Raw genomic sequence first — 23,497 nt, 5'->3', positions numbered from 1 at the left:
GCGTCCGGCTGCCCGCCCCGTCCCCGCTGCCGCTGCTCGCCGACGTGCTCGTGGCCGGGGGAGACGGGCCCGGGTCCGCGACGGCACTGGCCGCCCGTCACCCCGGGGCCCTGGTGGTGGCCGTGCACCGTGGCCCCCGGTGCTGGCTGCTCCTCGGCGGGCAGGGCCGCCCGATGGCGCTGGACGCGCGCCGGCCGGGTACACCGTGGGCGGTCTGGGCCTCGGTCGCCCACGCCTGGCTGGTGGCGGGGCTGCCCGTGGCGGAGTTCGGCACGACAGCGGTACGGGTCATCGGGAACGCGCGCACTCAGCCGGCCCCGGCGCCGGCACCCGTGGCGGCGCTCTCCCCGGCCTCCGGTTCCAGGGCGCCCAGCCTGCCCCGCACCTCCTGCGCGTCGGCCGAGTCCGGCCCGCCGACGGCGGAGTACAGGATCAGCGCCTCCCGGTAGCACTGCCGGGCCAGTCCGGGCTGCCCGCGCCGTTCGGAGACCAGGGCAAGACCTTCCAGCGCGCGGGCCGTCTCGTGGCCGGCGGACATGGGCCGAAGCGTGTCCAGCGCCGCCCGCAGACCGGCCTCGGCCCGGTCGAGCTGTCCCAGGCCGAGGTACGCCCGCCCGGCCAGCGCGTCGGCGCGGGCGGTGTTGTACGCGTCACCGGCCTCCCGCAACACGGCGCGGGCGGCCTCGGCGCCGCGGGCGGCATCCTCGTGCAGCCCGCGCGACAGCGCGACATCCGCGAGGTTGAACCGCGCCAGCGCACCGGCCCGTCGGTCGCCGCAGGCCGGCAGCTCCTCGGCCGCCCGGCCGAAGAACTCGGCCGCCAGGTCCGGCTCGCCGAGCCGCTGATGGGCCAGACCTCGGTAGTTGAGCGTCCGGGCGTGCCCGAGCGCGTCCCCGGTCCGCCGGAAGGAATCGGCGGCCCGCTCGAACATCCCCAGAGCCTGTTCCGGGCAGTCCATGTCGAGTTCGCCCAGACCGCCCGAGGTGAGCATCCGGCACACCGCCGCCGCGTCGCCGCACTCCTCGGCCGCCAGCAGCCCTTCCCGGTGCGCCTCGCGCCACTCCGCGTAGAACTTGCGCCGCAGGAACAGCGGCCACATGGCGTCGGCCAACTGCCAGCACAGCGCCGGAATCCCGGTGCGACGGGCGAGCCGGAGCACCGCCATGAGGTTGGGCAGTTCGTGTTCGAGCCAGTCCAGCGCGGCGTCCGCAGCCCCCGCGCCGTCGCCCGTTCCGCCGTCACCGAACTCCGCGACCGTGACCGGGTCGGGGCCGAAGTCCCGGGCCATGGTGCGGTGCTGCGGGTCGATGACCTCCTCCGCGCGGGTGGCGTTGGCCAGATAGTGGTAGCCGATGCGGCGCAGTGCCGCGGCCCGTTCCTCGGGGGACTCGTCCCGGTCCGCCTGCGCCACCGCGTGCAGCCGTACCAGGTCGTGGAAGCGGTAGCGCTCGGCCCCGGCCGCCTGACCGGCGTCGATGAGCAGGCTCGCGTCGTACAGCACATCGAGCGCGTCGGCGGCGTCCGAGCCCAGCACCGCATCGGCCACCGGCCCGCCGAACTCCCGCCCGGGGTGCAGCCCCAGCAGCCGGTAGAGGTGGGCGGCCCCGGCCGGCAGCCCCTGGTAGGAGAGGTCCAGCGCGGCCCGCACATCGTGGTCGCCGTTGATGGCCAGCGCCTCCAGCCGGTCGTGTTCCTCGGCCAGTGCCCGGACCATCGTGGTGATGCCGTGCCGGGGGCGCGCCGCCAGCCGGGCTCCGGCGATACGCACCGCGAGCGGCAGCCCCGCGCACAGATCGACCAGGGCCCGGGCCTCCTCGGGCTGCGCGGCCACCCGGCCGTCGGCCAGGGTGGAATCCAGCAGCTCCATCGCCGCCTCCGGCCCGAGCGGCTCCAGATGGATCACATGCCCGCCGTCGACGCTCAGCCCCGGCAGCCGCCGCCGGCTGGTCACCGCGGTCACACACTGCCCGGCCGGTAACAGCGGCCGGACCTGCGCGGCGGTCGCCGCGTCGTCCAGCAGGACCACGAGCCTTCGGTCCGCGGTCAACGACCGGTACAGCGCGATCCGTTCGGCGAGGACCGGGGGCACCTGCGGGGTCGGCACGCCCAGGGCCCGCAGGAACCGCCCGACCACTTCGCCCGGGTCCACCGGACCGCCTGGCGACTGGGCCCCCAGATCCGCGTACAGCTGACCACCGGGAAAGTGCGGGCGAATGGTGTGCAGCCACGCCAGCGCGACCGCTGTCTTGCCGACACCTCCCAGCCCGCTGACCGCGGCCAGCGTCGGATGCCCCTCCCGGGTGGCCCGGGCCCGGTGCCCCTCCAGCGTGCTCACCTCCGCCGAACGGCCGGTGATCCGGATCGAGGGCGGGAGCTGCCAGGGCGGCCTCGGCCCGCGGGCCTCCGGGGCGGCCTCCGTGCGGAAGTGAATGCCGCCGTACACGGTCCCCGACTGAATCGCGGGGCCGTGCACCGTACCGCTCAAGTCGTTGTCACTGCGCTCGTGCCCCAGCACCGGTCCCCCTCCGGACAGCCACCCGGGAATCTCCTGGAGAACATCCTTTCCGCACAGGCGAGCGATATCCGGCTCGCCGGGGGTCGGCCTCTCCCGCATGTCCTGATATTGCTCAGGGTGCCGTGTGACGGATGTACCGCAGGCATATTCAAGACATCGTTCGAAGACGCCGAAATGATGGCGACGAACGGTCCCGTCCGGCCCGGACCGCCGATGGGAAAGGCCGATTGATCACCGGTCGCGGGGCCGCGCGCCTATGCTCGCCGGATGGAGCAGAGCGAAGTGGTGAAGCGGGTGGTGGGCATCCTCACGGAGGCGGGCGAGATCCGTCGGCTCCTCGAAGAGAATGTCGACCGCGACGACCTGGAGACGGATCCCAGCGTGGTGACCGTGCTCCTGAACGAGACGATGCCCCGAATCTCCGTCCCCGAGGACGCCTCGATCGAGGAGATCGCGACGCTGGTCGGCCGGGAGGTCGGCGGTGCGGTGGAGCAGCTGGTGGGCGCGTTCACCCTGGCCTTCGCGATGCTGGCCCAGGTCCACGACTCCGGGCAGACGGACGTGACCTCGGCCGATGTGCTCCAGGACCTGGCACTGCGGGCCGAACAGATCGGCTCCGACGGACCGGACGACGTGGGGCCGTAGACGTACGCACGCCGACGTGGGGCCGTGGACGTACGCACGAGCCTTCCCGGCCCCGCGGCCTACGGCTCGCCCGCACCCGCCCGGGAACAGGCCGGCCGCACCCCGTCGGCCATCCCGCCCGTCCTACCCGCCCAGCCCGCCCGGTCCGCGCGCCGCAGCAGGACCACCGCCGACACCGCCGCGACCAGCGCGACCACCGCCGCGACGGCCCCGGCCTCCCCGACCGCTGCCGTGTACTCCCGCCGCCCGGGAGCACGGAGCCCGACGAACAGCCCGCCGCACACCGCGGTACCCAGCGCGAGACCCACCTGGCGGGCGGTGTTGGCCACGGCCGCGGCCGTGCCCGCGCGGCCCGGATCGGCGTCCCGCATGGCCGCGGACAAAAGCACCGGCGAAACCATGCCCGCACCGATCCCGGTCAGCAGGAGCGACGGCACGAGCGCCACCGGCCCGTATGAGACGCCCAGCAGTGCGAAACCCGCGCACCCCACGGCGCAGAGCGCGGTGCCGGCACCCAGCGGGATCCACAGCGCCACGCGCTGGAGCACCGCCCCGCACGTGGCGGAGACGACGAAGAAGACCGCAGGCTGGAGGGCCAGCAGCAGCGAGGTGTCGGCCGCGTCCAGGCCCGCACCGTCCTGGAACCACGACGACATCACCGTCAGCGGTCCGAACGCGGCGAAGTAGTAGCCGAACGCCACCGAGACCACGGCCAGGAACCCGGGGTGGCGGAACAGCGCCGGATCGATGACGGGATCCGGCGTACGGCGCTCGTACGCGACGAAGGCGAGCATCGCCACGGCCGCCACGACGGCGGCGAGCCCCGGGCCCGCTCCCGCCCCGTGTTCGCCGAAGAGGAGCGCACCGACGACCAGGGCGGCGATGCCCGCACTCAGCAGGACCGACCCCGGTACGTCCATCCGCCCGGCCCCGCGCCCCGGATCACGGGGCAGGAACACGACGGCGAGCACCAGCCCGGCCGCACCCGCCGGCACGGCGAGCAGAAAGATCCACCGCCACCCCAGGGCCTCGGCGAGCAGCCCGCCGCAGACATTGCCGACGGCGGCGGCCAGCCCGGCCACGGCGCCCCAGACGGCGAAGGCCCGGTGCTGGTCCCGCCCCTGGTACGACGCCCTGATCAGCGGCAGCGTGGTCGCGAACATGGCGGCCCCGCCGACCCCCTGCGCACCCCGGAACGCGATGAGTTCCCGCACACCGGGTGCCAGCCCGCAGGCCAGCGAGGACACCGTGAAGAGAGCGAACCCGGCGAGGAAGACCCGGCGCAGGCCGAACGCGTCGCCCACCGCCCCGCAGACGACCAGGAGCGCCGCGAGCGCGAGCGTGTAGAGGTCCACGACCCACTGCAACGCCGCGAAATCGGTGTGCAGATCAGCGGCGATCGCGGGAATGGCCACGGTCGCGACCGTGGCGTACGCGAGCAGCAGAAACGTCGCCGTGCAGGCGACGACCAGGGGAGCGAAGCGACGGGGTGCCATGGACTCGGTTCCTCCGGAACGGCCGTTCGTACGCGTCCGGGCACCGGCCGTGCCCGGACGGCGGCCATGGCGAGCCGGCCCGTCACGGGGTTCCGGCAGGTCCCGTACTCGCAGGCCGCCCACCCATCCTCGGAACGAACGCCGTGGAACGTGTACGGAGAGCGCGACCACGAAATGTGGAGCGGGCACCCGCGCGGATCAGGAACGGGCCTCCCGGGCACCGGCCGTGGCCCGTGCCACCCGGTACTGCCGGGGCGTTCGTCCGTAGCGCTTCTTGAACGCGTGGCAGAAGTTGCTGGGGCTGGAGTAGCCGCACCTGAGCGCGACGGCGGCGACGCTGAGATCGGTCTCCACCAGCAGCAGCGAGGCCCGGCGCAGGCAGGCGTTGCGGTGGTGGTTGAAGACGGTGTCGCCGTAGAGCTGTTTGAACCCCTCGTTCAGCCGCTTGGGAGTCATCCCCAGCGCTCGCGCGAGCGACTTCCCGGTGTACTGCTCGTGGAGGTTCTCCATCAGCAGCTCCGGCACCCGCCGGATCCGCTCGATCTCGTACTCCGCCATGGGCGGCCGGGCCTCGCCACGCGGGGGCTCGGTGCCCGCGACGATCCGGGCAAGGATCTCCATGACCTTGGACTCCAGATACAGCGCACGGAACCGGGCCGGCAGCGCACAGGTGAACAAGTCGGCGAACGCGGCCGCGAGTTCGGGCGGAGCCTGCCGCCCGAGATAGTGCGCGTCGCGCGAAGCGGCGGACATCTCCTCGACGCTCTCCTCCCAGGCCGCCGCGCCCAGACTCCCGAAGAAGACGGTGACCGCCTCCCGGCGGGCCGCGATCGACACACCCCGATATCGCTGCCCCGCAGGCCGGACGAGACGCCCCGCCGAAGCCCGCGAATGCGATATCGACAGCTCGTTCGCCCCGAAGACCGTCGCCCCGGTCGTCCGCTCCTCCAGATGCATCAGCCCGTCGACGCAGTACTCCAGCTCGAAGCAGTCGCCCGCGAGGTCGAAGTCGAGGACCAGCTCGTCGTGGAACATCAGGTCGTACAGGGTGAGCGTGACCCCGTGCAGCAGCTCATGGACGGTGATGCTCCCGGCCCCGGTCTCCGGCCGCAGCTCATACACCCGGGCGCCCTGAGCGCCACCGCCGCGGCAGTCCCCGATCGCCGCGTAGAAATCCCGGTACTGCCGTCCGAGTTCCGCGTACCCGTGCGCGGACGTGAGCGAGAAGCGCCTGGTCACACCGCCTCCAGAGCCGTGGGAAACACCCCCTCATATCTCTGATTAGGGTAGCCTGAGTTCGCCTCTGGTCCTCAGGCCGGGCGTGGAGTGTGCTCTACGGGCCGGGGCTCACCGGTGGCGGTGTCATCGCTGGTTCGATGGTCGACCGGAGATAGATCCGAGTGGTGCCGGGCCTGAATTCGTGCGTGAACAGGTCGATGCAACGCCTGAGGTACTTGCCTTCGGGGGAGTCGAGTTCATCGGGGCAGAGGCTGGTCTTCCGTAGTCCTTCGACGAACGTCTCCGGCTCGGCCAGCCCAAGATGGGAGAAGGCGGCAGCGGGCCGGTATCCCTTCTTCTCGGGATGAGAGTTCCCGATCATTTCGGTGCCCTCCCGAACGAGTCGGCCCGTGTAAGCGCCCGCCTCCTTGCTGGACAGAACGAAGGACAGCAATCCGGTGTCGTAGCGCTGCCCGGCCTTGTAGCCCGCACGCCGGTCCGAAGCCGCCTCCGGGATGCGGATGCCCATCTGCTTGCTCACCCAGGCCGGGTTGGCTCCCTCCTCCCAGCAGCACTTCATCTCCTGGTTCGTCAGGTCCGACGACGCATCATCGGCAACGCAGGCGACCACGCCAATCGCAGCGGCGACGCAGGCGACGAATGCCAGGACGATGACGACGGCGACCGGCAGCCGCCGACGACGCGCGGGTTGCTCGTCGGCGGCATTCTGGCTGGAGCTGTTCATCGGATGGATCCCTATCGCCCTTCCTGTTGTTCGCGGCCAGGGTCCGCGCGGTCACCTTCACGCCCGGGCTCGTCCGGCTGCGGCAGAGGGTCGTGGTTCGAGGCGGATCGCCCAAGTCGTAATGCTTGACCGAACTGCTGCCCGCCATGCCGAATTCGCGGGCGATGCCCGTGGTGCGGAGACGGGCCATCTGACCGTCCGGAATGGCTGCGCCGCGGGAAAACTACAGATCGGGAAAACTACAGATGGGGAGTGGTTGCCCGAGTCCGGCCAAGCGCGACGGCCGCCGCCCCGCCTCCAGCCAGCATGAAAAAGACCCCCCGCTCAGCGTTTCCGCTGGTCGGAGGGTTTTTCGGAAGTGCCCTCGGCAGGATTCGAACCTGCGCACACGGCTCCGGAGGCCGATGCTCTATCCCCTGAGCTACGAGGGCGTATCGCTGTGTTGCTCGGCGACGGGTGAAACACTACCAGCTTCCGCAGGGTGTCCGTGAACAGGTATTTCCGGGTCGGCCGGGGAGGCTGAGCGGGCCGGGTGGAGGGGGGCGTGCGGTGTGTTCCGGACGCATCCGGCCACCCCTCGCGCCACCCGTCCGGGGGCGGAAGTGGGTAAAACCCGGACGCAGCCACGGAGCCGCCCCTACTCTCGAAGTGTGTCAGGGGCATGTGGCCGCGTGCTTGTTGTCGACGACAACAAGGTCATCCGGCAGTTGATCAGGGTCAACCTCGAGCTTGAGGGCTTCGAGGTCGTGACCGCGGCCGATGGTGTCGAGTGTCTTGATCTGGTGCATCGGGTCCTTCCCGATGTGATCACCCTCGATGTGGTCATGCCCAGGCTGGACGGTCTGCAGACCGCCACCAGACTGCGCTCCGATCCCCGGACCAGACACCTGCCCGTGGCGATCATCAGCGCCTGTACGCCGTACGAGGTGGACAGCGGGGTCGCCGCGGGGGTCGACGCGTTCCTCGCGAAGCCCTTCGAGCCGACCGAGTTGGTGCGGCTGGTCCGGCAGTTGATGGAGCGGAAGGATCAGCCGTCGCTCGACGGCAGACGGAGCGCCGGGACCGCGGAGCGCGCCGCGGGGTGACCGCATGGCGAAACGGGGTCGCGGGATGCCCCCCTTCCTCCCATACGCTTGTCCTGTGACCCCCGCCGATCTCTCCAGGACCGTGCTGCACGCCGTGCGCCGCGCGGTCGACGAGGACGCCCTGCGCGCGCCCGTGCCCGCGCGCGTGCGGGTGGAGCGGACCAGGCCCGGCGGGCGTGGGGACTACGCCTGTGCGGTCGCCCTCCAGCTGGCCGGGCCCGCCGCGCTGCCGGCCAGGGACGTCGCCGAGATCCTCAGGGAACGAGTGCTGGGGGCGCCGGGGATCGGGGACGTCGAAGTCACCGGACCGGGATTTCTGAACTTCACGCTGAGAGCCGGTGCGCGCGGCCTCGACACCCTGGTGCGCAGTGTCGCCGAGCGCGGTACGGCGTACGGGCACGGGGACGCCCTCGCAGGTGCGCCTGTCTCCTTCGCAGCCGTCGAGGAGCTTCGCGCCCGGGTCGTCACCGGGACCGTCGAGCGGCTGCTCCGGGCCCAGGGGGCCGAGGTCGGGGAGCGGACGGCGGGCGGGGAGGCGCTGCACGTGATGCCGGTGCCGGCCGCCGACCGTGATCTCTTCGAGCGGCTCGGGAGCGACGCCGCCCGGTGGGCGCTGCTGCGGGCCGCCCCGCACGACCGGCCCCGGGCCACCGGGAGCGACGAGCTCCTCGTACAGCAGGAGAGCAATCCGCTGTTCCGGGTGCGGTACGCGCACGCCCGGATCCGCGCGCTGGGACGCAACGCCCGGCAGCTCGGCTTCGACGCGGCGTACGAGGAGAGCGTGGCCGCGCCCGTGCTCGGCGCGCTGCTCGCCGACCACCCCGGGGTGCTCGCCGCCGCCGCCCGGCACCGCGAGCCCGACCGGGTCGCCCGGCAGTTGGAAGCCCTCGCGCAGGCGTTCTTCGACTTCCACGACAGCGCCTCGCCGCTGCCCGTCGGTGACGAGAAACCCTCGGCCGCCCACCGTTCCCGGCTCGCACTCGCCGAAGCCGCCGGGACGGTGCTGGCAGGCGGCCTGACCCTGCTCGGCATCAGCGCACCCGAAGTCCTCTGAGAGATCCGAGAGAACAGAGCAACACCATGAGCCGATCCGCACACCCCGCCGGGCCCCGTCACGCCGATGTCATGACGGAGGGGCACTACACCGCCCCGCCCGCCGATCTCAACGCCCTGGACGAGAAGGTCTGGGCCCGCACCGTCGCCCGCGACGAGGACGGCGCGATCACCGTCGGGGGCATCGAAGTGACGCGGCTGGCCGAGGAGTTCGGCACCCCCGCCTACTTCCTCGACGAGAGCGACTTCCGGGCCCGCTGCCGCGCCTGGGCCGACGCCTTCGGGCCGGACGCCGATGTGTTCTACGCCGGTAAGGCCTTCCTGTCGCGCGCCGTGGTGCGCTGGCTCCAGGAAGAGGGGCTCAACCTCGACGTCTGCTCCGGCGGTGAGCTGACCACCGCGCTGGACGCCGGGATGCCGGCCGAGCGCATCGCCTTCCACGGCAACAACAAGACCGTCGCGGAGATCGAGCGGGCCGTCGGGGCCGGCGTCGGGCGGATCGTGCTCGACTCCTTCCAGGAGATCGCCCGGGTCTCGCACATCGCGCAGCGGCTCGGCAAGCGGCAGCGCGTACAGATCCGGGTGACCGTCGGCGTCGAGGCGCACACCCACGAGTTCATCGCCACCGCGCACGAGGACCAGAAGTTCGGGATCGCGCTGGCCGGGGGACAGGCCGCCGAGGCGGTGCGCCGGGCGCTCACCCTCGACGGTCTGGAGCTCATCGGCATCCACTCGCACATCGGCTCGCAGATCTTCGACATGGCCGGCTTCGAGGTCTCCGCCCGCCGTGTGGTGCAGCTGCTCGCCGAGGTGCGCGATGAGCACGGGGTGGAGCTGCCCGAGATCGACCTCGGCGGCGGGCTCGGCATCGCATACACCTCCGAGGACGACCCGCGCGAGCCGCACGAGATCGCCAAGGCGCTCGGCGACATCGTGACCCGCGAGTGCGAGGCCGCCGGCCTCGCCACCCCGCGGATCTCCGTCGAGCCGGGGCGCGCCATCGTCGGCCCGACCGCCTTCACGCTGTACGAGGTCGGCACCATCAAGCCCCTGGAGGGGCTGCGTACGTACGTCAGCGTCGACGGCGGCATGTCGGACAACATCCGTACCGCGCTGTACGACGCCGAGTACACCGTCGCGCTCGCCTCGCGCACCTCCGACGCCGAGCCGATGCTCGTCCGCGTCGTCGGCAAGCACTGCGAGAGCGGCGACATCGTGGTCAAGGACGCGTTCCTGCCGTCCGACCTCGCCCCCGGCGATCTGATCGCGGTGCCCGCGACCGGCGCGTACTGCCGTTCCATGGCGAGCAACTACAACCACGCCCTGCGTCCGCCGGTCGTCGCCGTGCGCGACGGAGCGGCGCGTGTCATCGTCAGGCGCGAGACGGAGGAAGATCTCCTGCGTCTCGATGTCGGCTGATGAAATAGATGTCTCAGGATCCGGACGGGTGGCAGAAACTCCCGTCCGGTGAGTGAGACTGGTCCACACATCAGATGTAAAGGAAACGAGGTCGGATGATGCGTACGCGTCCGCTGAAGGTGGCGCTGCTGGGCTGCGGAGTGGTCGGCTCAGAGGTGGCGCGCATCATGACGACGCACGCCGACGACCTCGCCGCGCGCATCGGCGCGCCGGTCGAGCTCGCCGGTGTCGCCGTGCGCCGGCCCTCCAAGGTGCGCGAGGGCATCGACCCCGCACTGATCACCACCGATGCGACGGCCCTGGTCAAACGGGGCGACATCGACGTCGTCATCGAGGTCATCGGGGGCATCGAGCCCGCCCGCACGCTCATCACCACCGCCTTCGAGCACGGCGCGAGCGTCGTCTCCGCCAACAAGGCGCTGCTGGCCGAGGACGGCGCCGCGCTGCACGCCGCCGCCGAGCAGCACGGCCGGGACCTCTACTACGAGGCCGCCGTGGCCGGTGCCATCCCGCTCGTACGGCCGCTGCGCGAGTCGCTCGCCGGTGACAAGGTCAACCGGGTCCTGGGCATCGTGAACGGCACGACCAACTTCATCCTCGACAAGATGGACACGAGCGGAGCCGGGTACTCCGAGGCGCTCGACGAGGCCACCGCCCTCGGGTACGCCGAGGCCGACCCGACCGCCGACGTGGAGGGCTTCGACGCCGCCGCCAAGGCCGCGATCCTCGCCGGCATCGCCTTCCACACCCGGGTGCGGATCGGCGACGTGCACCGCGAGGGCATCACCGAGGTCACCGCCGCCGACATCGCGTCCGCCCGCCGCATGGGCTGCACCGTCAAGCTCCTCGCCATCTGCGAGCGCGCCGCGGACGGGCAGTCGGTCACCGCGCGCGTCCACCCGGCGATGATCCCGCTGAGCCACCCGCTGGCCTCCGTCCGCGAGGCGTACAACGCGGTCTTCGTCGAGGCGGAGGCGGCCGGGCAGCTCATGTTCTACGGCCCCGGCGCCGGTGGCTCGCCGACCGCGTCCGCGGTCCTCGGCGACCTGGTCGCGGTCTGCCGCAACAAGCTCAACGAGGCCACCGGCCCCGGTGAGTCCGCGTACACGCGCCTGCCGGTCAGCCCCATGGGCGACGTGGTCACGCGGTACCACATCAGTCTCGACGTGGCCGACAAGCCTGGCGTACTCGCCCAGGTCGCGACGGTCTTCGCCGAAAAGGGCGTATCGATCGATACGGTCCGCCAGCAGGGCAGGAATCCGGGCAGCGGCGACGAAGTCGCCGTCGAGCAGGGTGGCGGCGGGCGACGGGTGGGCGGCGAGGCGTCCCTCGTCGTCGTCACCCACCGCGCGTCCGACGCCGCCCTCTCGGCGACCGTCGAGGCGCTGCGCAAGCTCGACACCGTGCGCGGTGTCGCCAGCATCATGCGTGTTGAAGGGGAGTAAGGACCCATGACCAGCAAGGGCACCCACCAGTGGCGCGGCATCATCGAGGAGTACCGGGACCGCCTTCCGGTCACGAGCGCGACGCCGGTCGTCACGCTCCGTGAAGGTGGTACGCCGCTCGTCCCCGCTCAGGTCCTCTCCGAGCGCACGGGCTGCGAGGTGCACCTCAAGGTCGAGGGCGCCAACCCGACCGGTTCCTTCAAGGACCGCGGCATGACGATGGCCATCACCCGGGCCAAGGAGGAGGGTGCGAAGGCGGTCATCTGCGCCTCCACCGGCAACACCTCCGCCTCCGCGGCCGCGTACGCGGTGCGGGCGGGCATGGTCTGCGCCGTCCTCGTGCCGCAGGGCAAGATCGCGCTGGGCAAGATGGGCCAGGCGCTGGTGCACGGCGCCAGGATCCTCCAGGTCGACGGCAACTTCGACGACTGCCTGACGCTGGCCCGCTCGCTCTCGGACAACTACCCGGTGGCGCTGGTCAATTCGGTCAACCCGGTCCGTATCGAGGGCCAGAAGACCGCCGCGTTCGAGATCGTCGACGCGCTCGGCGACGCCCCGGACATCCACGTCCTCCCGGTCGGCAACGCGGGCAACATCACCGCGTACTGGAGGGGTTACAAGGAGTACGCGGGGGACGGCATCTCCACGCACACCCCGCGCATGTGGGGCTTCCAGGCCTCCGGCTCCGCTCCCATCGTGCGCGGCGAGATCGTCAAGGATCCGTCGACCATCGCCACCGCGATCCGGATCGGCAACCCGGCCTCCTGGCAGTACGCGCTGGACGCCCGGGACGAATCGGGTGGTTTCATCGATGAGGTGACGGACCGACAGATTCTGTCCGCCTACCGGCTGTTGGCTTCCCAGGAGGGCGTCTTCGTCGAGCCCGCCTCGGCCGCCTCCGTCGCCGGCCTGCTGAAGGCCGCCGAGGAGGGCAAGGTCGACCCCGGCCAGAAGATCGTCTGCACCGTCACCGGCAACGGCCTCAAGGACCCCGACTGGGCCGTCGCGGGCGCCCCGCAGCCGGTCACGGTCCCGGTCGACGCGGCCACCGCCGCCGAGAAGCTGGGCCTGGTCTAGGGTCTTCCGTTCGGATCGGGCCGGGTCCGGCCCGATCAAGCCGGACCCCGCGACCCCGGCATGATCCGAACGAGAGGCCCCAGGGCCTGCCCCGGCCCGTCGGGCATGCCCGACGGGCCGGGCAAGAACCCAGCTCAACCGCCTCTTTTCGGGGCGGAGAGCGCATAGGAGGCGGGCGACACGCATCGTGCGCCTCCTGTGCGCCCTATGTCGCCACAGAACCTTCCTTCGATAAGCTGTACCCAACCCGCCCCGCCGCATCTGCCGCGGTGCTTGGGCCGTTGTGGCCGTCGGGTTCCCCGGAATTCCACTCCCCGCCGCGCCACGACCTCCCGCCACCGAGAAACCGCTTCACCACCCCCGCTGCCTCACAAGGAGAGTCCTCCAACCGATGGCCGGTCCCGCTTTCCGAGCCGCCGCCGTCCGGGTGCGTGTCCCCGCGACCAGCGCCAACCTGGGCCCGGGTTTCGACGCCTTCGGCCTGTCACTGGGGCTGTACGACGACGTCGTCGTCCGCGTCGCCGACTCCGGACTGCACATCGACATCGCGGGTGAGGGTGCGGACACGCTGCCCCGCGACGAGCGCCACCTCCTCGTACGCTCCCTGCGCACGGCCTTCGACCTGCTCGGCGGACAGCCCCGGGGCCTGGAGATCGTCTGCGCCAACCGCATCCCGCACGGACGCGGCCTCGGCTCCTCCTCCGCCGCCATCTGCGCCGGAATCGTCGCCGCCCGCGCCGTGACGACCGGCGGTGACGCCCGGCTCGACGAAGCGGCCCTGCTGGAGCTCGCCACCGAGATCGAGGGTCACCCCGACAACGTCGCGGCCTGCCTGCTCGGCGGGTTCACCCTCGCGTGGATGGACGGCGGATCGGCGCGTGCCATCAGGATGGATCCCGCAGAATCCATCGTTCCGGTGGTTTTCGTCCCCGGCAAGCCGGTGCTCACCGAGACCGCCCGAGGGCTGCTCCCGCGCACGGTGCCGCACGTCGACGCCGCCTTCAACGCGGGCCGTGCCGCGCTGCTGGTCGAGGCACTGACCAGGAGCCCCGAGCTGCTGCTCACCGCCACCGAGGACCGGCTGCACCAGGAGTACCGCGCCCCGGCGATGCCCGAGAGCGTGGAACTCGTCAACAGACTGCGCGCGGACGGCGTCCCCGCGGTCATCTCCGGTGCCGGGCCGACCGTGCTCGCACTGGCCGAGGACGGTGCGGCCGACAAGGTCGCACAGCTGGCGGGCGAGGGGTGGGCGGCCAATCGCCTCGCTCTCGACGCCCCGGGCGCGAGTGTGCTGCCGCTCGCCCCGTAGCCGAGAAGTGATTGCCGGTGAGTGAGAGGGGGAATGTTTGTTGGAGCCGGTAGTGTTAACCTCAAGTCTGCAACCGACGTCTATGTGGCGCGTTGCTTCGTGTCCCTTTCCGGGACCACCAATTCTTCCGGGAGCCTCCCCAACTGCCTGAGCAGCCTGCCTGAGCAGTTTCGTGCACGCTCCGGAACCGGCACGACACCCCTCGCTCGTCCAGGAGTGGGCCGAGCAGGGGGATGCTCGCGCCGGGCCCATGCACACCTTCATCTCTCCGCCGTACCCGGCGGACCACCGCCCCGGCACGGTCCGCAAGAAAAAGACCGCAGTCGGACAGCACAACCGGTCGCCGAGCCAGAAGGCCGACGTCCGCTCCAGGGAAGGACCCTTCGTGAGCGACACCACCGATCTGATGGGCGTGACTGCCGACAAGAGCGTCGACAGCGCCGCGCCCGCCGAAGGTGCTGCCACTGGCACCACCGCACGGCGCCGCCGCTCCGGCACCGGCCTTGACGGCATGGTCCTGGCCGAGCTGCAGCAGGTCGCGTCCGGCCTCGGCATCAAGGGCACTGCGCGGATGCGCAAGGGCCAGCTGATCGAGGTCATCAAGGAGGCGCAGGCCGGTAACTCCGCCGCGCCCAAGGCCGCCGCGCCCGCCGCGACGACCGAGACCAAGCCGAAGCGCCGTACCACCTCCAAGGCGCGCACCGGGGACGAGCCGGCCGCCGACGCGCCCGCCGAGAAGGCCGCGGCCCAGCAGCAGATCGACATCCCCGGTCAGCCGGCCAGCGACGACCAGCCCGCGGGCGAGCGCCGTCGGCGCCGTGCGACCGCGCAGGCGGGCAGCCCGGAGACCAAGGCGGACAGCAAGCCCGCCGAGGCCAAGGCGGACACGCAGGCCGAGCCCAAGGGCGACGACCGCGCCGATGCCAAGGCCGAAGCCGCCGCCGACACGGCCGAGGGCCGCCGGGGCGACCGCCAGGACCGCGGTCAGCGCGGCGACCGGGGCGACCGCCAGGAGCGCGGGGAGCGCGGGGAGCGCCGCGACCGTCAGCGCGACCGCCGGGGCAAGGGCGACGAGCAGGGCGGTGGCCAGGGCCAGCAGCAGGGCGGCCAGCGCCAGCAGCGCCAGGGCCAGCAGCAGGGCGGCGGCCCGCAGGACGACGGGTACGACGACGAGGCGGGCGGCCGCCGTGGCCGTCGCGGCCGCTACCGCGACCGCCGTGGCCGCCGTGGCCGCGAGGAGTTCGCCAACGAGGTCCCCGTCTCCGAGGACGACGTCCTGATCCCCGTCGCGGGCATCCTGGACATCCTCGACAACTACGCGTTCATCCGGACCTCCGGCTACCTGCCGGGCCCGAACGACGTGTACGTCTCGCTCGCCCAGGTCCGCAAGAACGGCCTGCGCAAGGGTGACCACGTCACCGGTGCGGTGCGCCAGCCCAAGGACGGCGAGCGCCGGGAGAAGTTCAACGCACTGGTCCGCCTCGACTCGGTGAACGGCATGGCGCCCGAAACCGGCCGAGGCCGCCCGGAGTTCCAGAAGCTGACCCCGCTCTACCCGCAGGACCGGCTCCGTCTGGAGACCGACTCCAACGTCCTGACGACGCGGATCATCGACCTGGTCGCCCCGATCGGCAAGGGCCAGCGAGGGCTGATCGTGGCCCCGCCGAAGACCGGCAAGACCATGATCCTGCAGGCGATCGCCAACGCGATCACCGTCAACAGCCCCGAGTGCCACCTGATGGTCGTCCTGGTCGACGAGCGTCCGGAAGAGGTCACCGACATGCAGCGGTCGGTGAAGGGCGAGGTCATCTCCTCGACCTTCGACCGCCCCGCGGAGGACCACACCACCGTCGCCGAGCTGGCCATCGAGCGCGCCAAGCGTCTCGTCGAGCTGGGTCACGACGTGGTCGTCCTGCTGGACTCCATCACCCGCCTCGGCCGTGCGTACAACCTCGCGGCCCCCGCCTCCGGCCGCATCCTGTCCGGTGGTGTCGACTCGACCGCGCTGTACCCGCCGAAGCGCTTCTTCGGTGCCGCGCGCAACATCGAGGACGGCGGTTCGCTGACCATCCTGGCCACCGCGCTCGTCGAGACCGGCTCGCGCATGGACGAGGTGATCTTCGAGGAGTTCAAGGGCACCGGCAACATGGAGCTCAAGCTCGACCGGAAGCTCTCGGACAAGCGCATCTTCCCGGCGGTGGACGTCGACGCGTCCAGCACCCGTAAGGAAGAAATCCTGCTCGGCAGCGACGAGTTGGCCATTGTCTGGAAGCTGCGCCGGGTGCTGCACGCGCTTGACCAGCAGCAGGCGATCGAGCTCCTCCTGGACCGGATGAAGAAGACCCAGTCCAACGCGGAGTTCCTGCTCCAGATCCAGAAGACGACGCCGGCCCCGGGCAACGGCAACGACTGACGTCGCCCCGGACCGCGCCGGACCACAGGGCCGCCCCCGTCACCTCGGTGACGGGGGCGGCCCTGTGTCATGGGGCGGCGCGGATGTGACGCAGCCGACCCGGTGCCCGTGGCCGATCCGAGACCTTTGCCACATGCCGGACGTGCCGCAGGGCCCGCAGCGATGTCTGCATCTGCCAAGAAACCGCAGGTGAGCGCCGGATTACCGACTGTTGGGCCGAGTTGATGTCCGTTTCGTCCCTCACGCGGAAGCAACGGGTGTCTGTGCAACCCTTCTTCGTGCCGCAGCGTCGTACGCATTACCGACATGTCGACGTCGCAGTGCCCGAACACCGCTGCTTGGGGGGGGGAGGGCCTGCCCGGGCCGGGAAAGCCGACGACCGAAGGAGACCCATGACCGAGCAGAACGGGAGCGGCGGCCGAATACGCCCCACCGGCAAGCGCCGGAAGAAGCCCTCCCGTCGCCGCAGGGCGACGGTGATCGCGGCCTGGACCCTGGCCGGTGCCGTGGTCATCGGCGGTGCCGGACTGGGATTCGCCTACGTCAAGCTCAACGGCAATCTCAAGGCCGTCGACATCAACGCCGCGCTCGGCAAGGACCGCCCCGACAACATCGACAACGGCTCCCAGGACATCCTCGTGCTCGGCTCGGACTCCCGGTCCGGCGCGAACTCCGAGTACGGCGCCGACGAGGGCACGGCCCGCTCCGACACCGCGATGGTCGTGCACATCAACAAGGGCCACAAGACGGCCTCCGTCGTCTCCATCCCGCGCGACACCCTCATCACCCGCCCCGAGTGCACCAGCGACACGACGGGGAAGTCCGTCGCGGGCCAGCAGCGCGCGATGTTCAACACGGCCTACGAGGTCGGCGGACCGGCCTGCGCGGTCAAGACCGTCGAAGCCATGTCCGGCATCCGGATGGACCACTACCTCGAAGTCGACTTCACCGGATTCAAGAAGCTCATCGACGAGCTGGGCGGCGTCGAGATCACCACCACCGCGGCGATCGACGACCCCAAGAGCCATCTGAAGCTCGAACCCGGCACCCACACCCTGGACGGCGAGCAGTCGCTGGGCCTGGTCCGTACCCGCAAGAGCGTCGGCGACGGCAGCGACCTCGGCCGTATCCAGCTCCAGCAGGCATTTATGAAGGCGCTGATGGAACAGGCCAAGAGCGTCGGGGTGTTCTCGAACCCGAAGACCCTGTACGACCTCGCGGACACGGCCACCAAGACCATCACCACCGACTCCGACCTGGGCTCGGTCAAGGAGCTCACGTCCTTCGCCAACGGCCTCAAGGGGCTCGGCTCGAAGGACGTCCACATGGTCACCCTGCCCGTGGAGTACGACCCGGCCGACCCGAACCGCGTCGTCCCGCTGGAGGAGTCCGCGCAGCAGGTCTGGTCCGCGCTCGTGCAGGACAAGGCCATCCCCGCCTCCGCCACCGAGAAGTCGGCGGGCGACAAGGGCGCCGCGGGCGACGTCGTGCGGTGACCGGGCGGGCCGGGAATAGTTGCGGCCCGCCCCCGGTTTTGGGAGATACGGCCGGTCCTGGCAGACTGGTACGTCGGCCCCGGTTCACGGACGCGCAATCCGCGCGTACGACCCGGCGCCCTCCCGAACCTAGGAGAAACCCTTGAAGCGCGACATCCACCCCGAGTACGTCGAGACGCAGGTCAGCTGCACCTGTGGCGCGTCGTTCACCACCCGGAGCACCATCGGTGGCGGCACCATCCGCGCCGACGTCTGCTCCGAGTGCCACCCGTTCTACACGGGCAAGCAGAAGATCCTCGACACCGGTGGCCGCGTGGCCCGCTTCGAGGCCCGCTTCGGCAAGGCTGCCGGCTCCGCCAGCAAGTAGCGAGCCACTGCGCCGGTTCCCGGTGCCCTCTTGCGGGGGCGTCGGGACCGGCGTTTTTTTCCGGCCGGGGGTACGCGGCCCCGTTCCGTACCCCCGCCCGGCCGGCATCACGCCGTCCAGCAGGCACGCACGAGTGAAGAAACCAGGAGCCCGAAGATGTTCGAGGCGGTCGAGGAACTGATCGGCGAGCAGACCGATCTGGAGAAGAAGCTCGCGGACCCGTCGGTCCACGCCGACCAGGCCAACGCGCGCAAGCTCAACAAGCGCTACGCCGAGCTGTCCCCGATCGTCGCGACTTACCGCTCCTGGAAGCAGACCGGGGACGACATCGAGACGGCGCGCGAGTTCGCCGCCGACGACCCCGACTTCGCCGCCGAGGTCAAGGATCTCGAGAAGCAGCGCGAAGAGCTCACCGAGAAGCTCCGCCTCCTCCTGGTCCCGCGCGACCCCAGCGACGACAAGGACGTGCTCCTGGAGATCAAGGCCGGCGCGGGCGGCGACGAGTCCGCCCTGTTCGCCGGCGATCTGCTGCGCATGTACCTGCGCTACGCCGAGCGCGTCGGCTGGAAGACCGAGATCATCGACTCCACCGAGTCCGAGCTCGGCGGCTACAAGGACGTCCAGGTCGCCGTGAAGACCAAGGGCGGCAACGGCGCCACCGAGCCCGGCCAGGGCGTGTGGGCGCGGCTGAAGTACGAGGGCGGCGTGCACCGCGTGCAGCGCGTCCCGTCCACCGAGTCGCAGGGCCGCATCCACACCTCCGCCGCCGGTGTCCTCGTCACGCCCGAGGCCGAGGAGGTCGACGTCGAGATCCACGCCAACGACCTCCGCATCGACGTCTACCGCTCCTCGGGCCCCGGCGGCCAGTCCGTCAACACCACGGACTCGGCCGTCCGCATCACCCATCTGCCGACCGGCGTGGTCGCCTCCTGCCAGAACGAGAAGAGCCAGCTCCAGAACAAGGAGCAGGCCATGCGTATCCTGCGCTCGCGACTGCTCGCGGCCGCCCAGGAAGCCGCCGAGCAGGAGGCTTCGGACGTACGTCGCAGCCAGGTGCGCACGGTCGACCGTTCCGAGAAGATCCGTACGTACAACTTCCCGGAAAACCGGATCTCGGACCACCGAGTCGGCTTCAAGGCGTACAACTTGGACCAGGTGCTCGACGGCGACCTGGACTCCGTGATCCAGGCGTGTGTCGACGCCGACTCCGCCGCCAAGCTCGCCGCCGCATAAGCAAAGCCCGCCCAGCCCGTAAACCGTACGGAGAACCGCGATGAACCTGCTGCTCGCCGAGGTGGCCCAGGCCACCCAGCGGCTGGCCGACGCCGGTGTGCCCTCGCCGCGATTCGACGCGGAGGAACTCGCCGCGTTCGTCCACGGCGTCAAGCGGGGCGAGCTGCACCGGGTGCCGGACGCGGACTTCGATGCCCGCTACTGGGAGGCCATCGCCCGCCGCGAGGCCCGCGAACCGCTCCAGCACATCACCGGCCGCGCCTTCTTCCGCTACCTGGAGCTCCAGGTCGGACCCGGTGTCTTCGTCCCCCGCCCGGAGACCGAATCGGTCGTCGGCTGGGCGATAGACGCGGTGCGCGCGATGGACGTCGTCGAGCCGACCGTCGTCGACCTGTGCAGCGGATCGGGCGCCATCGCCCTGGCCATGGCCCAGGAGGTGCCGCGCTCGCGCGTGCACGCGGTCGAGCTCTCCGACGACGCCATCGAGTGGACCCGGAAGAACGCCGACGGATCCAGGGTCACCGTCCACCAGGGAGACGCGCTGACAGCCCTCCCCGAGCTGGACGGCCAGGTCGACCTGGTCATCTCCAACCCGCCGTACATCCCGCTCACCGAGTGGGAGTACGTGGCGCCGGAGGCCCGCGACCACGACCCGGAGATGGCCCTCTTCTCCGGCGAGGACGGCCTCGACACCATCCGCGGCATCGAACGCACCGCACACCGCCTGCTGCGCCCCGGCGGCCTCGTCGTCATCGAGCACGCCGACACCCAAGGCGGCCAGGTGCCGTGGATCTTCACCGAGGAGCGTGGCTGGGCGGACGCGGCCGACCACCCCGACCTGAACAACCGGCCGAGATTCGCCACGGCCCGCAAGGCCATGCCGTGACCGGCGGCCACCACTCGCACGACCCGTCCCCGCGACACCCGTACACGCTTGAGGAGGCCGGCTGATGGCACGGCGATACGACTGCAACGACGCGACCGACCGTACGACGGGTCTGCGTGAGGCCGCGTCGGCCGTCCGCCGCGGCGAACTGGTCGTGCTGCCCACCGACACCGTGTACGGCCTCGGTGCGGACGCCTTCAGCTCCGAGGGCGTCGCCGACCTGCTGGAAGCCAAGGGCCGCGGCCGCAACATGCCGACGCCCGTCCTGATCGGCTCCCCGAACACCCTGCACGGCCTGGTCACCGACTTCTCCGAGCAGGCCTGGGAGCTCGTCGACGCCTTCTGGCCCGGCGCCCTCACGCTCGTCGCCAAGCACCAGCCGTCGCTCCAGTGGGACCTCGGGGACACCCGTGGCACCGTCGCCATCCGGATGCCGCTGCACCCGGTCGCCATCGAACTGCTCACGGAGGTCGGCCCGATGGCCGTCTCCAGCGCCAACCTCACCGGCCACCCGGCCCCCGAGGACTGCGACGCGGCCCAGGAGATGCTCGGCGACTCCGTCTCCGTCTACCTGGACGGCGGCCCGACGCCCGGCATCGTGCCCTCGTCGATCGTCGACGTGACCGGCAAGGTCCCGGTGCTGCTGCGGGCCGGCGCGCTCTCCGTGGAGGAGCTCCGCAAGGTGGTACCCGACCTCGAGGTGGCCAATTGACCGCCCCTGAGGGGCGTGGCATAGCGGGGCGGGCCGACTCTTTCCGCATCCTCCACGTCAGCACCGGCAACGTCTGCCGCTCGCCCATCACCGAGCGGCTGACCCGCCATGCCCTGGTGGACCGCCTCGGCGATCCGCTCAGCGGCGGACTGATCGTGGAGAGCGCGGGCACCTGGGGCCACGAGGGCGCCCCCATGGAGGCCAACGCCGAGACCGTCCTCGCCGACTTCGGCGCCGACACCACCGGCTTCGTCGGCCGGGAACTGCTCGACGAGCACGTGATCCGCGCCGACCTGGTGCTCACCGCCACCCGCGACCACCGCGCGCAGGTGATCTCGATGGGTCACTCGGCCGGCCTGCGCACCTTCACCCTCAAGGAATTCACCCGGCTGGTCCGGGCGATAGACCCCGCCACGCTGCCCGACGCACGGGACGAGGGCGTCGTCGAGCGCGCCCGCGCACTGGTCCGCGCCGCCGCCGCGCTGCGCGGCTGGCTGCTGGCCCCCACCGCCGAGGCGGACGAGGTCTACGACCCGTACGGCGCCCCGATCACGTTCTTCCGCTCCATCGGCGACGAGATCAACCAGGCCCTCGACCCGGTCGTCACCGCGTTGACGGGCATCACGACCCACCGCTGAGGATGCGGCCCCGACGGCCGGAGGCCGGCGCAGCGCGCCGAAGCCCGGGAGGCCCTCCGGGGCCGAGCGGTGCGAGGGGCGCGTCGGGAATGGTGCTCGACCAGGCCCTCGACCCGGTCGTCACCGCACTCACCGGCGTACCCGTGCAGCACTGACGGGCGGGCCTTCCGCGCCACTCCGACGGGCGTACGCACCGCCCGGGCAGGGAGGGCCCAATGGGTGCACGACGGCGCCGCACAGCGGGCAGGAGGCCCTTCGCGGGCCTACATTGGATCTGACGCCAGCGCACCCCCTCCCCAGGCCCGGAGCCCATCGATGCCGGTCACCACTCCAGCCGCACCGCCCTCCGCCCCCCAGGCCGCCCTGCCGCAGGACTTCGACGCCCTGCTCCGGGAGGATCCGGAGATCGCCGCCGTGCTGCTGGGGGAGCTGGGCCGCCAGTCCACCACCGTGCAGCTGACCGCCGCCGAGAACTTCACCTCGCCCGCGGTCCTCGCCGCCCTCGGATCACCCCTCGCCAACAAGTACGCCGAGGGCTATCCCGGCGCCCGTCACCACGGCGGCTGCGAACAGGCCGACGCCGCCGAACGCATCGCCTGCCGCCGGGCCACCTCGCTCTTCGGCGCCGAGCACGCCAACGTCCAGGCGCACTCCGGCTCCTCCGCGGTCCTCGCCGCGTACGCCGCCCTGCTCCGCCCCGGCGACACGGTGCTGGCGATGGGCCTCCAGTACGGCGGACACCTCACCCACGGTTCGCCCGCCAACTTCTCCGGCCGCTGGTTCGAGTTCATCGGTTACGGGGTGGACCCGGAGAGCGGCCTGATCGACTACGAGCAGGTGCGCGCCCTGGCCCGCGCCCACCGGCCCAAGGCGATCGTGAGCGGCTCGATCTCCTACCCCCGCCATCCCGACCACGAGCTGTTCCGGGAGATCGCCGACGAGGTGGGCGCATATCTCATCGCCGACTCCGCGCACCCGATGGGGCTGATCGCCGGGGGAGCGGCGCCGAGCCCGGTGCCGTACGCCGATGTGGTCTGCGCGACCACGCACAAGGTGCTGCGCGGGCCGCGCGGCGGAATGATCCTGTGCGGCGCGGACCTGGCGGAGCGGATCGACCGGGCGGTCTTCCCGTTCACCCAGGGCGGTGCGCAGATGCATACCGTCGCCGCGAAGGCCGTCGCGTTCGGGGAGGCGGCCACCCCGGCGTTCACGACGTACGCGCACCGGGTGGTGGCCCATGCCCGGGTGCTGGCGGCAGGTCTGGAGGCGGAGGGCTTCGAGGTCACCACCGGCGGCACGGACACCCACCTGATCGTTGCGGACCCGGCCCCGCTGGGCGTGGACGGGCAGACCGCCCGCGCCCGGCTGGCGGCGGCGGGCCTGGTGCTGGACACCTGCGCGCTGCCGTACGGGGACGCCCGGGGTATCCGGCTGGGCACCGCGGCCGTCACCACCCAGGGCATGGACGACGCGGACATGGCCCGGCTGGCGGTGCTCTTCGGAACGGCGGTGCGTGAGGAGGGCGACGTCAGCGCGGAGGTGCGCGAGCTGGTGGAGAACCATCCGCCCTACCCCGGGTAGGCGTCAGATGCGGAACCGGCCTGTCCCGGGTGGGTGTCCGATGCGGAACCGAATCCGTCCCGGGTGGGTGTCCGATGTGGAACCGATGGGCCCGATCGTTGTGTCCTCGGTCATGAGGCCCGTGCAGCGCGGCCGTCGGTGATGTCCGGACGGTTTATGGTGTG

Annotated in this window: 19 protein-coding genes and 1 tRNA gene; 15 read left to right on the top strand and 5 right to left on the bottom strand. The window is 71.5% G+C overall.

The window, feature by feature from the left end:
* Window positions 1–307: 307 nt before the first annotated feature.
* Window positions 308–2,515 (bottom strand): ATP-binding protein, encoded by a 2,208-nt coding sequence (locus OHA19_RS13285; protein WP_405716592.1) that lies wholly within the window; start codon window positions 2,513–2,515, stop codon window positions 308–310.
* A 267-nt stretch (window positions 2,516–2,782) separates the two neighbouring features.
* On the opposite strand from OHA19_RS13285, the gene OHA19_RS13280 reads away from it, so the two are divergent.
* Complete coding sequence (locus tag OHA19_RS13280; RefSeq protein ID WP_405716593.1) at window positions 2,783–3,160, top strand: hypothetical protein; 378 nt, start codon at window positions 2,783–2,785, stop codon at window positions 3,158–3,160.
* A gap of 59 nt (window positions 3,161–3,219) precedes the next feature.
* Here OHA19_RS13280 and OHA19_RS13275 read toward each other — a convergent pair whose 3' ends face one another.
* From OHA19_RS13275 to OHA19_RS13260, 4 genes are all read right to left on the bottom strand, one after another.
* A complete protein-coding gene (locus OHA19_RS13275) occupies window positions 3,220–4,656 on the bottom strand; it encodes an MFS transporter (protein ID WP_405750322.1) in 1,437 nt (478 codons plus the stop codon).
* Between the two features lie 198 nt (window positions 4,657–4,854).
* Window positions 4,855–5,895 carry a helix-turn-helix transcriptional regulator gene (locus tag OHA19_RS13270; protein WP_405716595.1) on the bottom strand — a complete coding sequence of 347 codons (1,041 nt, stop codon included), beginning with the start codon at window positions 5,893–5,895 and terminating at the stop codon, window positions 4,855–4,857.
* Window positions 5,896–5,989: 94 nt separating this feature from the next.
* A complete protein-coding gene (locus OHA19_RS13265) occupies window positions 5,990–6,619 on the bottom strand; it encodes a hypothetical protein (RefSeq protein WP_405716596.1) in 630 nt (209 codons plus the stop codon).
* Window positions 6,620–6,978: 359 nt separating this feature from the next.
* A tRNA-Arg gene (locus OHA19_RS13260) sits at window positions 6,979–7,050 on the bottom strand.
* Between the two features lie 219 nt (window positions 7,051–7,269).
* Here OHA19_RS13260 and OHA19_RS13255 point away from each other — a divergent pair.
* From OHA19_RS13255 to glyA, 14 genes are all read left to right on the top strand, one after another.
* Window positions 7,270–7,704: a response regulator gene (locus tag OHA19_RS13255; RefSeq protein ID WP_405716597.1), complete on the top strand. Its 435-nt coding sequence runs from the start codon at window positions 7,270–7,272 to the stop codon at window positions 7,702–7,704.
* Window positions 7,705–7,759: 55 nt separating this feature from the next.
* The gene (gene nrtL / locus OHA19_RS13250; protein ID WP_405716598.1) at window positions 7,760–8,758 is read left to right on the top strand and encodes an ArgS-related anticodon-binding protein NrtL; all 999 of its coding nucleotides are present in this window, start codon (window positions 7,760–7,762) and stop codon (window positions 8,756–8,758) included.
* 26 nt (window positions 8,759–8,784) lie between these two features.
* A complete protein-coding gene (gene lysA, locus OHA19_RS13245; protein WP_405716599.1) occupies window positions 8,785–10,176 on the top strand; it encodes a diaminopimelate decarboxylase in 1,392 nt (463 codons plus the stop codon).
* Window positions 10,177–10,271: 95 nt separating this feature from the next.
* The gene (locus OHA19_RS13240) at window positions 10,272–11,621 is read left to right on the top strand and encodes a homoserine dehydrogenase (protein WP_405716600.1); all 1,350 of its coding nucleotides are present in this window, start codon (window positions 10,272–10,274) and stop codon (window positions 11,619–11,621) included.
* A gap of 6 nt (window positions 11,622–11,627) precedes the next feature.
* Window positions 11,628–12,698 (top strand): threonine synthase, encoded by a 1,071-nt coding sequence (gene thrC, locus OHA19_RS13235; protein WP_405716601.1) that lies wholly within the window; start codon window positions 11,628–11,630, stop codon window positions 12,696–12,698.
* Between the two features lie 391 nt (window positions 12,699–13,089).
* Window positions 13,090–14,007 carry a homoserine kinase gene (thrB, locus tag OHA19_RS13230; protein ID WP_405716602.1) on the top strand — a complete coding sequence of 306 codons (918 nt, stop codon included), beginning with the start codon at window positions 13,090–13,092 and terminating at the stop codon, window positions 14,005–14,007.
* Between the two features lie 385 nt (window positions 14,008–14,392).
* The gene (gene rho, locus OHA19_RS13225) at window positions 14,393–16,420 is read left to right on the top strand and encodes a transcription termination factor Rho (protein ID WP_405716603.1); all 2,028 of its coding nucleotides are present in this window, start codon (window positions 14,393–14,395) and stop codon (window positions 16,418–16,420) included.
* 392 nt (window positions 16,421–16,812) lie between these two features.
* Entirely contained in the window at window positions 16,813–17,916 is a 1,104-nt protein-coding gene (locus OHA19_RS13220) for an LCP family protein (protein ID WP_405716604.1), read from the top strand.
* A gap of 142 nt (window positions 17,917–18,058) precedes the next feature.
* Entirely contained in the window at window positions 18,059–18,283 is a 225-nt protein-coding gene (rpmE, locus tag OHA19_RS13215; protein WP_326767848.1) for a 50S ribosomal protein L31, read from the top strand.
* A 156-nt stretch (window positions 18,284–18,439) separates the two neighbouring features.
* Window positions 18,440–19,516 (top strand): peptide chain release factor 1, encoded by a 1,077-nt coding sequence (gene prfA / locus OHA19_RS13210; RefSeq protein WP_405716605.1) that lies wholly within the window; start codon window positions 18,440–18,442, stop codon window positions 19,514–19,516.
* A 40-nt stretch (window positions 19,517–19,556) separates the two neighbouring features.
* Window positions 19,557–20,402: a peptide chain release factor N(5)-glutamine methyltransferase gene (gene prmC / locus OHA19_RS13205; RefSeq protein WP_326767849.1), complete on the top strand. Its 846-nt coding sequence runs from the start codon at window positions 19,557–19,559 to the stop codon at window positions 20,400–20,402.
* A 64-nt stretch (window positions 20,403–20,466) separates the two neighbouring features.
* Complete coding sequence (locus tag OHA19_RS13200) at window positions 20,467–21,114, top strand: L-threonylcarbamoyladenylate synthase (protein WP_405716606.1); 648 nt, start codon at window positions 20,467–20,469, stop codon at window positions 21,112–21,114.
* Window positions 21,111–21,752 (top strand): protein-tyrosine-phosphatase, encoded by a 642-nt coding sequence (locus tag OHA19_RS13195; RefSeq protein WP_405716607.1) that lies wholly within the window; start codon window positions 21,111–21,113, stop codon window positions 21,750–21,752. Before OHA19_RS13200 ends, OHA19_RS13195 begins: the two co-directional genes overlap by 4 nt.
* Before the next feature lie 315 nt (window positions 21,753–22,067).
* Window positions 22,068–23,333 carry a serine hydroxymethyltransferase gene (glyA, locus tag OHA19_RS13190; protein ID WP_405716608.1) on the top strand — a complete coding sequence of 422 codons (1,266 nt, stop codon included), beginning with the start codon at window positions 22,068–22,070 and terminating at the stop codon, window positions 23,331–23,333.
* The last annotated feature ends 164 nt before the right edge of the window (window positions 23,334–23,497 follow it).

The sequence above is a fragment of the Streptomyces sp. NBC_00012 genome (assembly GCF_045040875.1).
Lineage (GTDB): Bacteria > Actinomycetota > Actinomycetes > Streptomycetales > Streptomycetaceae > Streptomyces.
The sequence above is the reverse complement of the archived record's forward strand: the minus strand, read 5'-3'. Positions and strand labels throughout refer to the sequence as shown.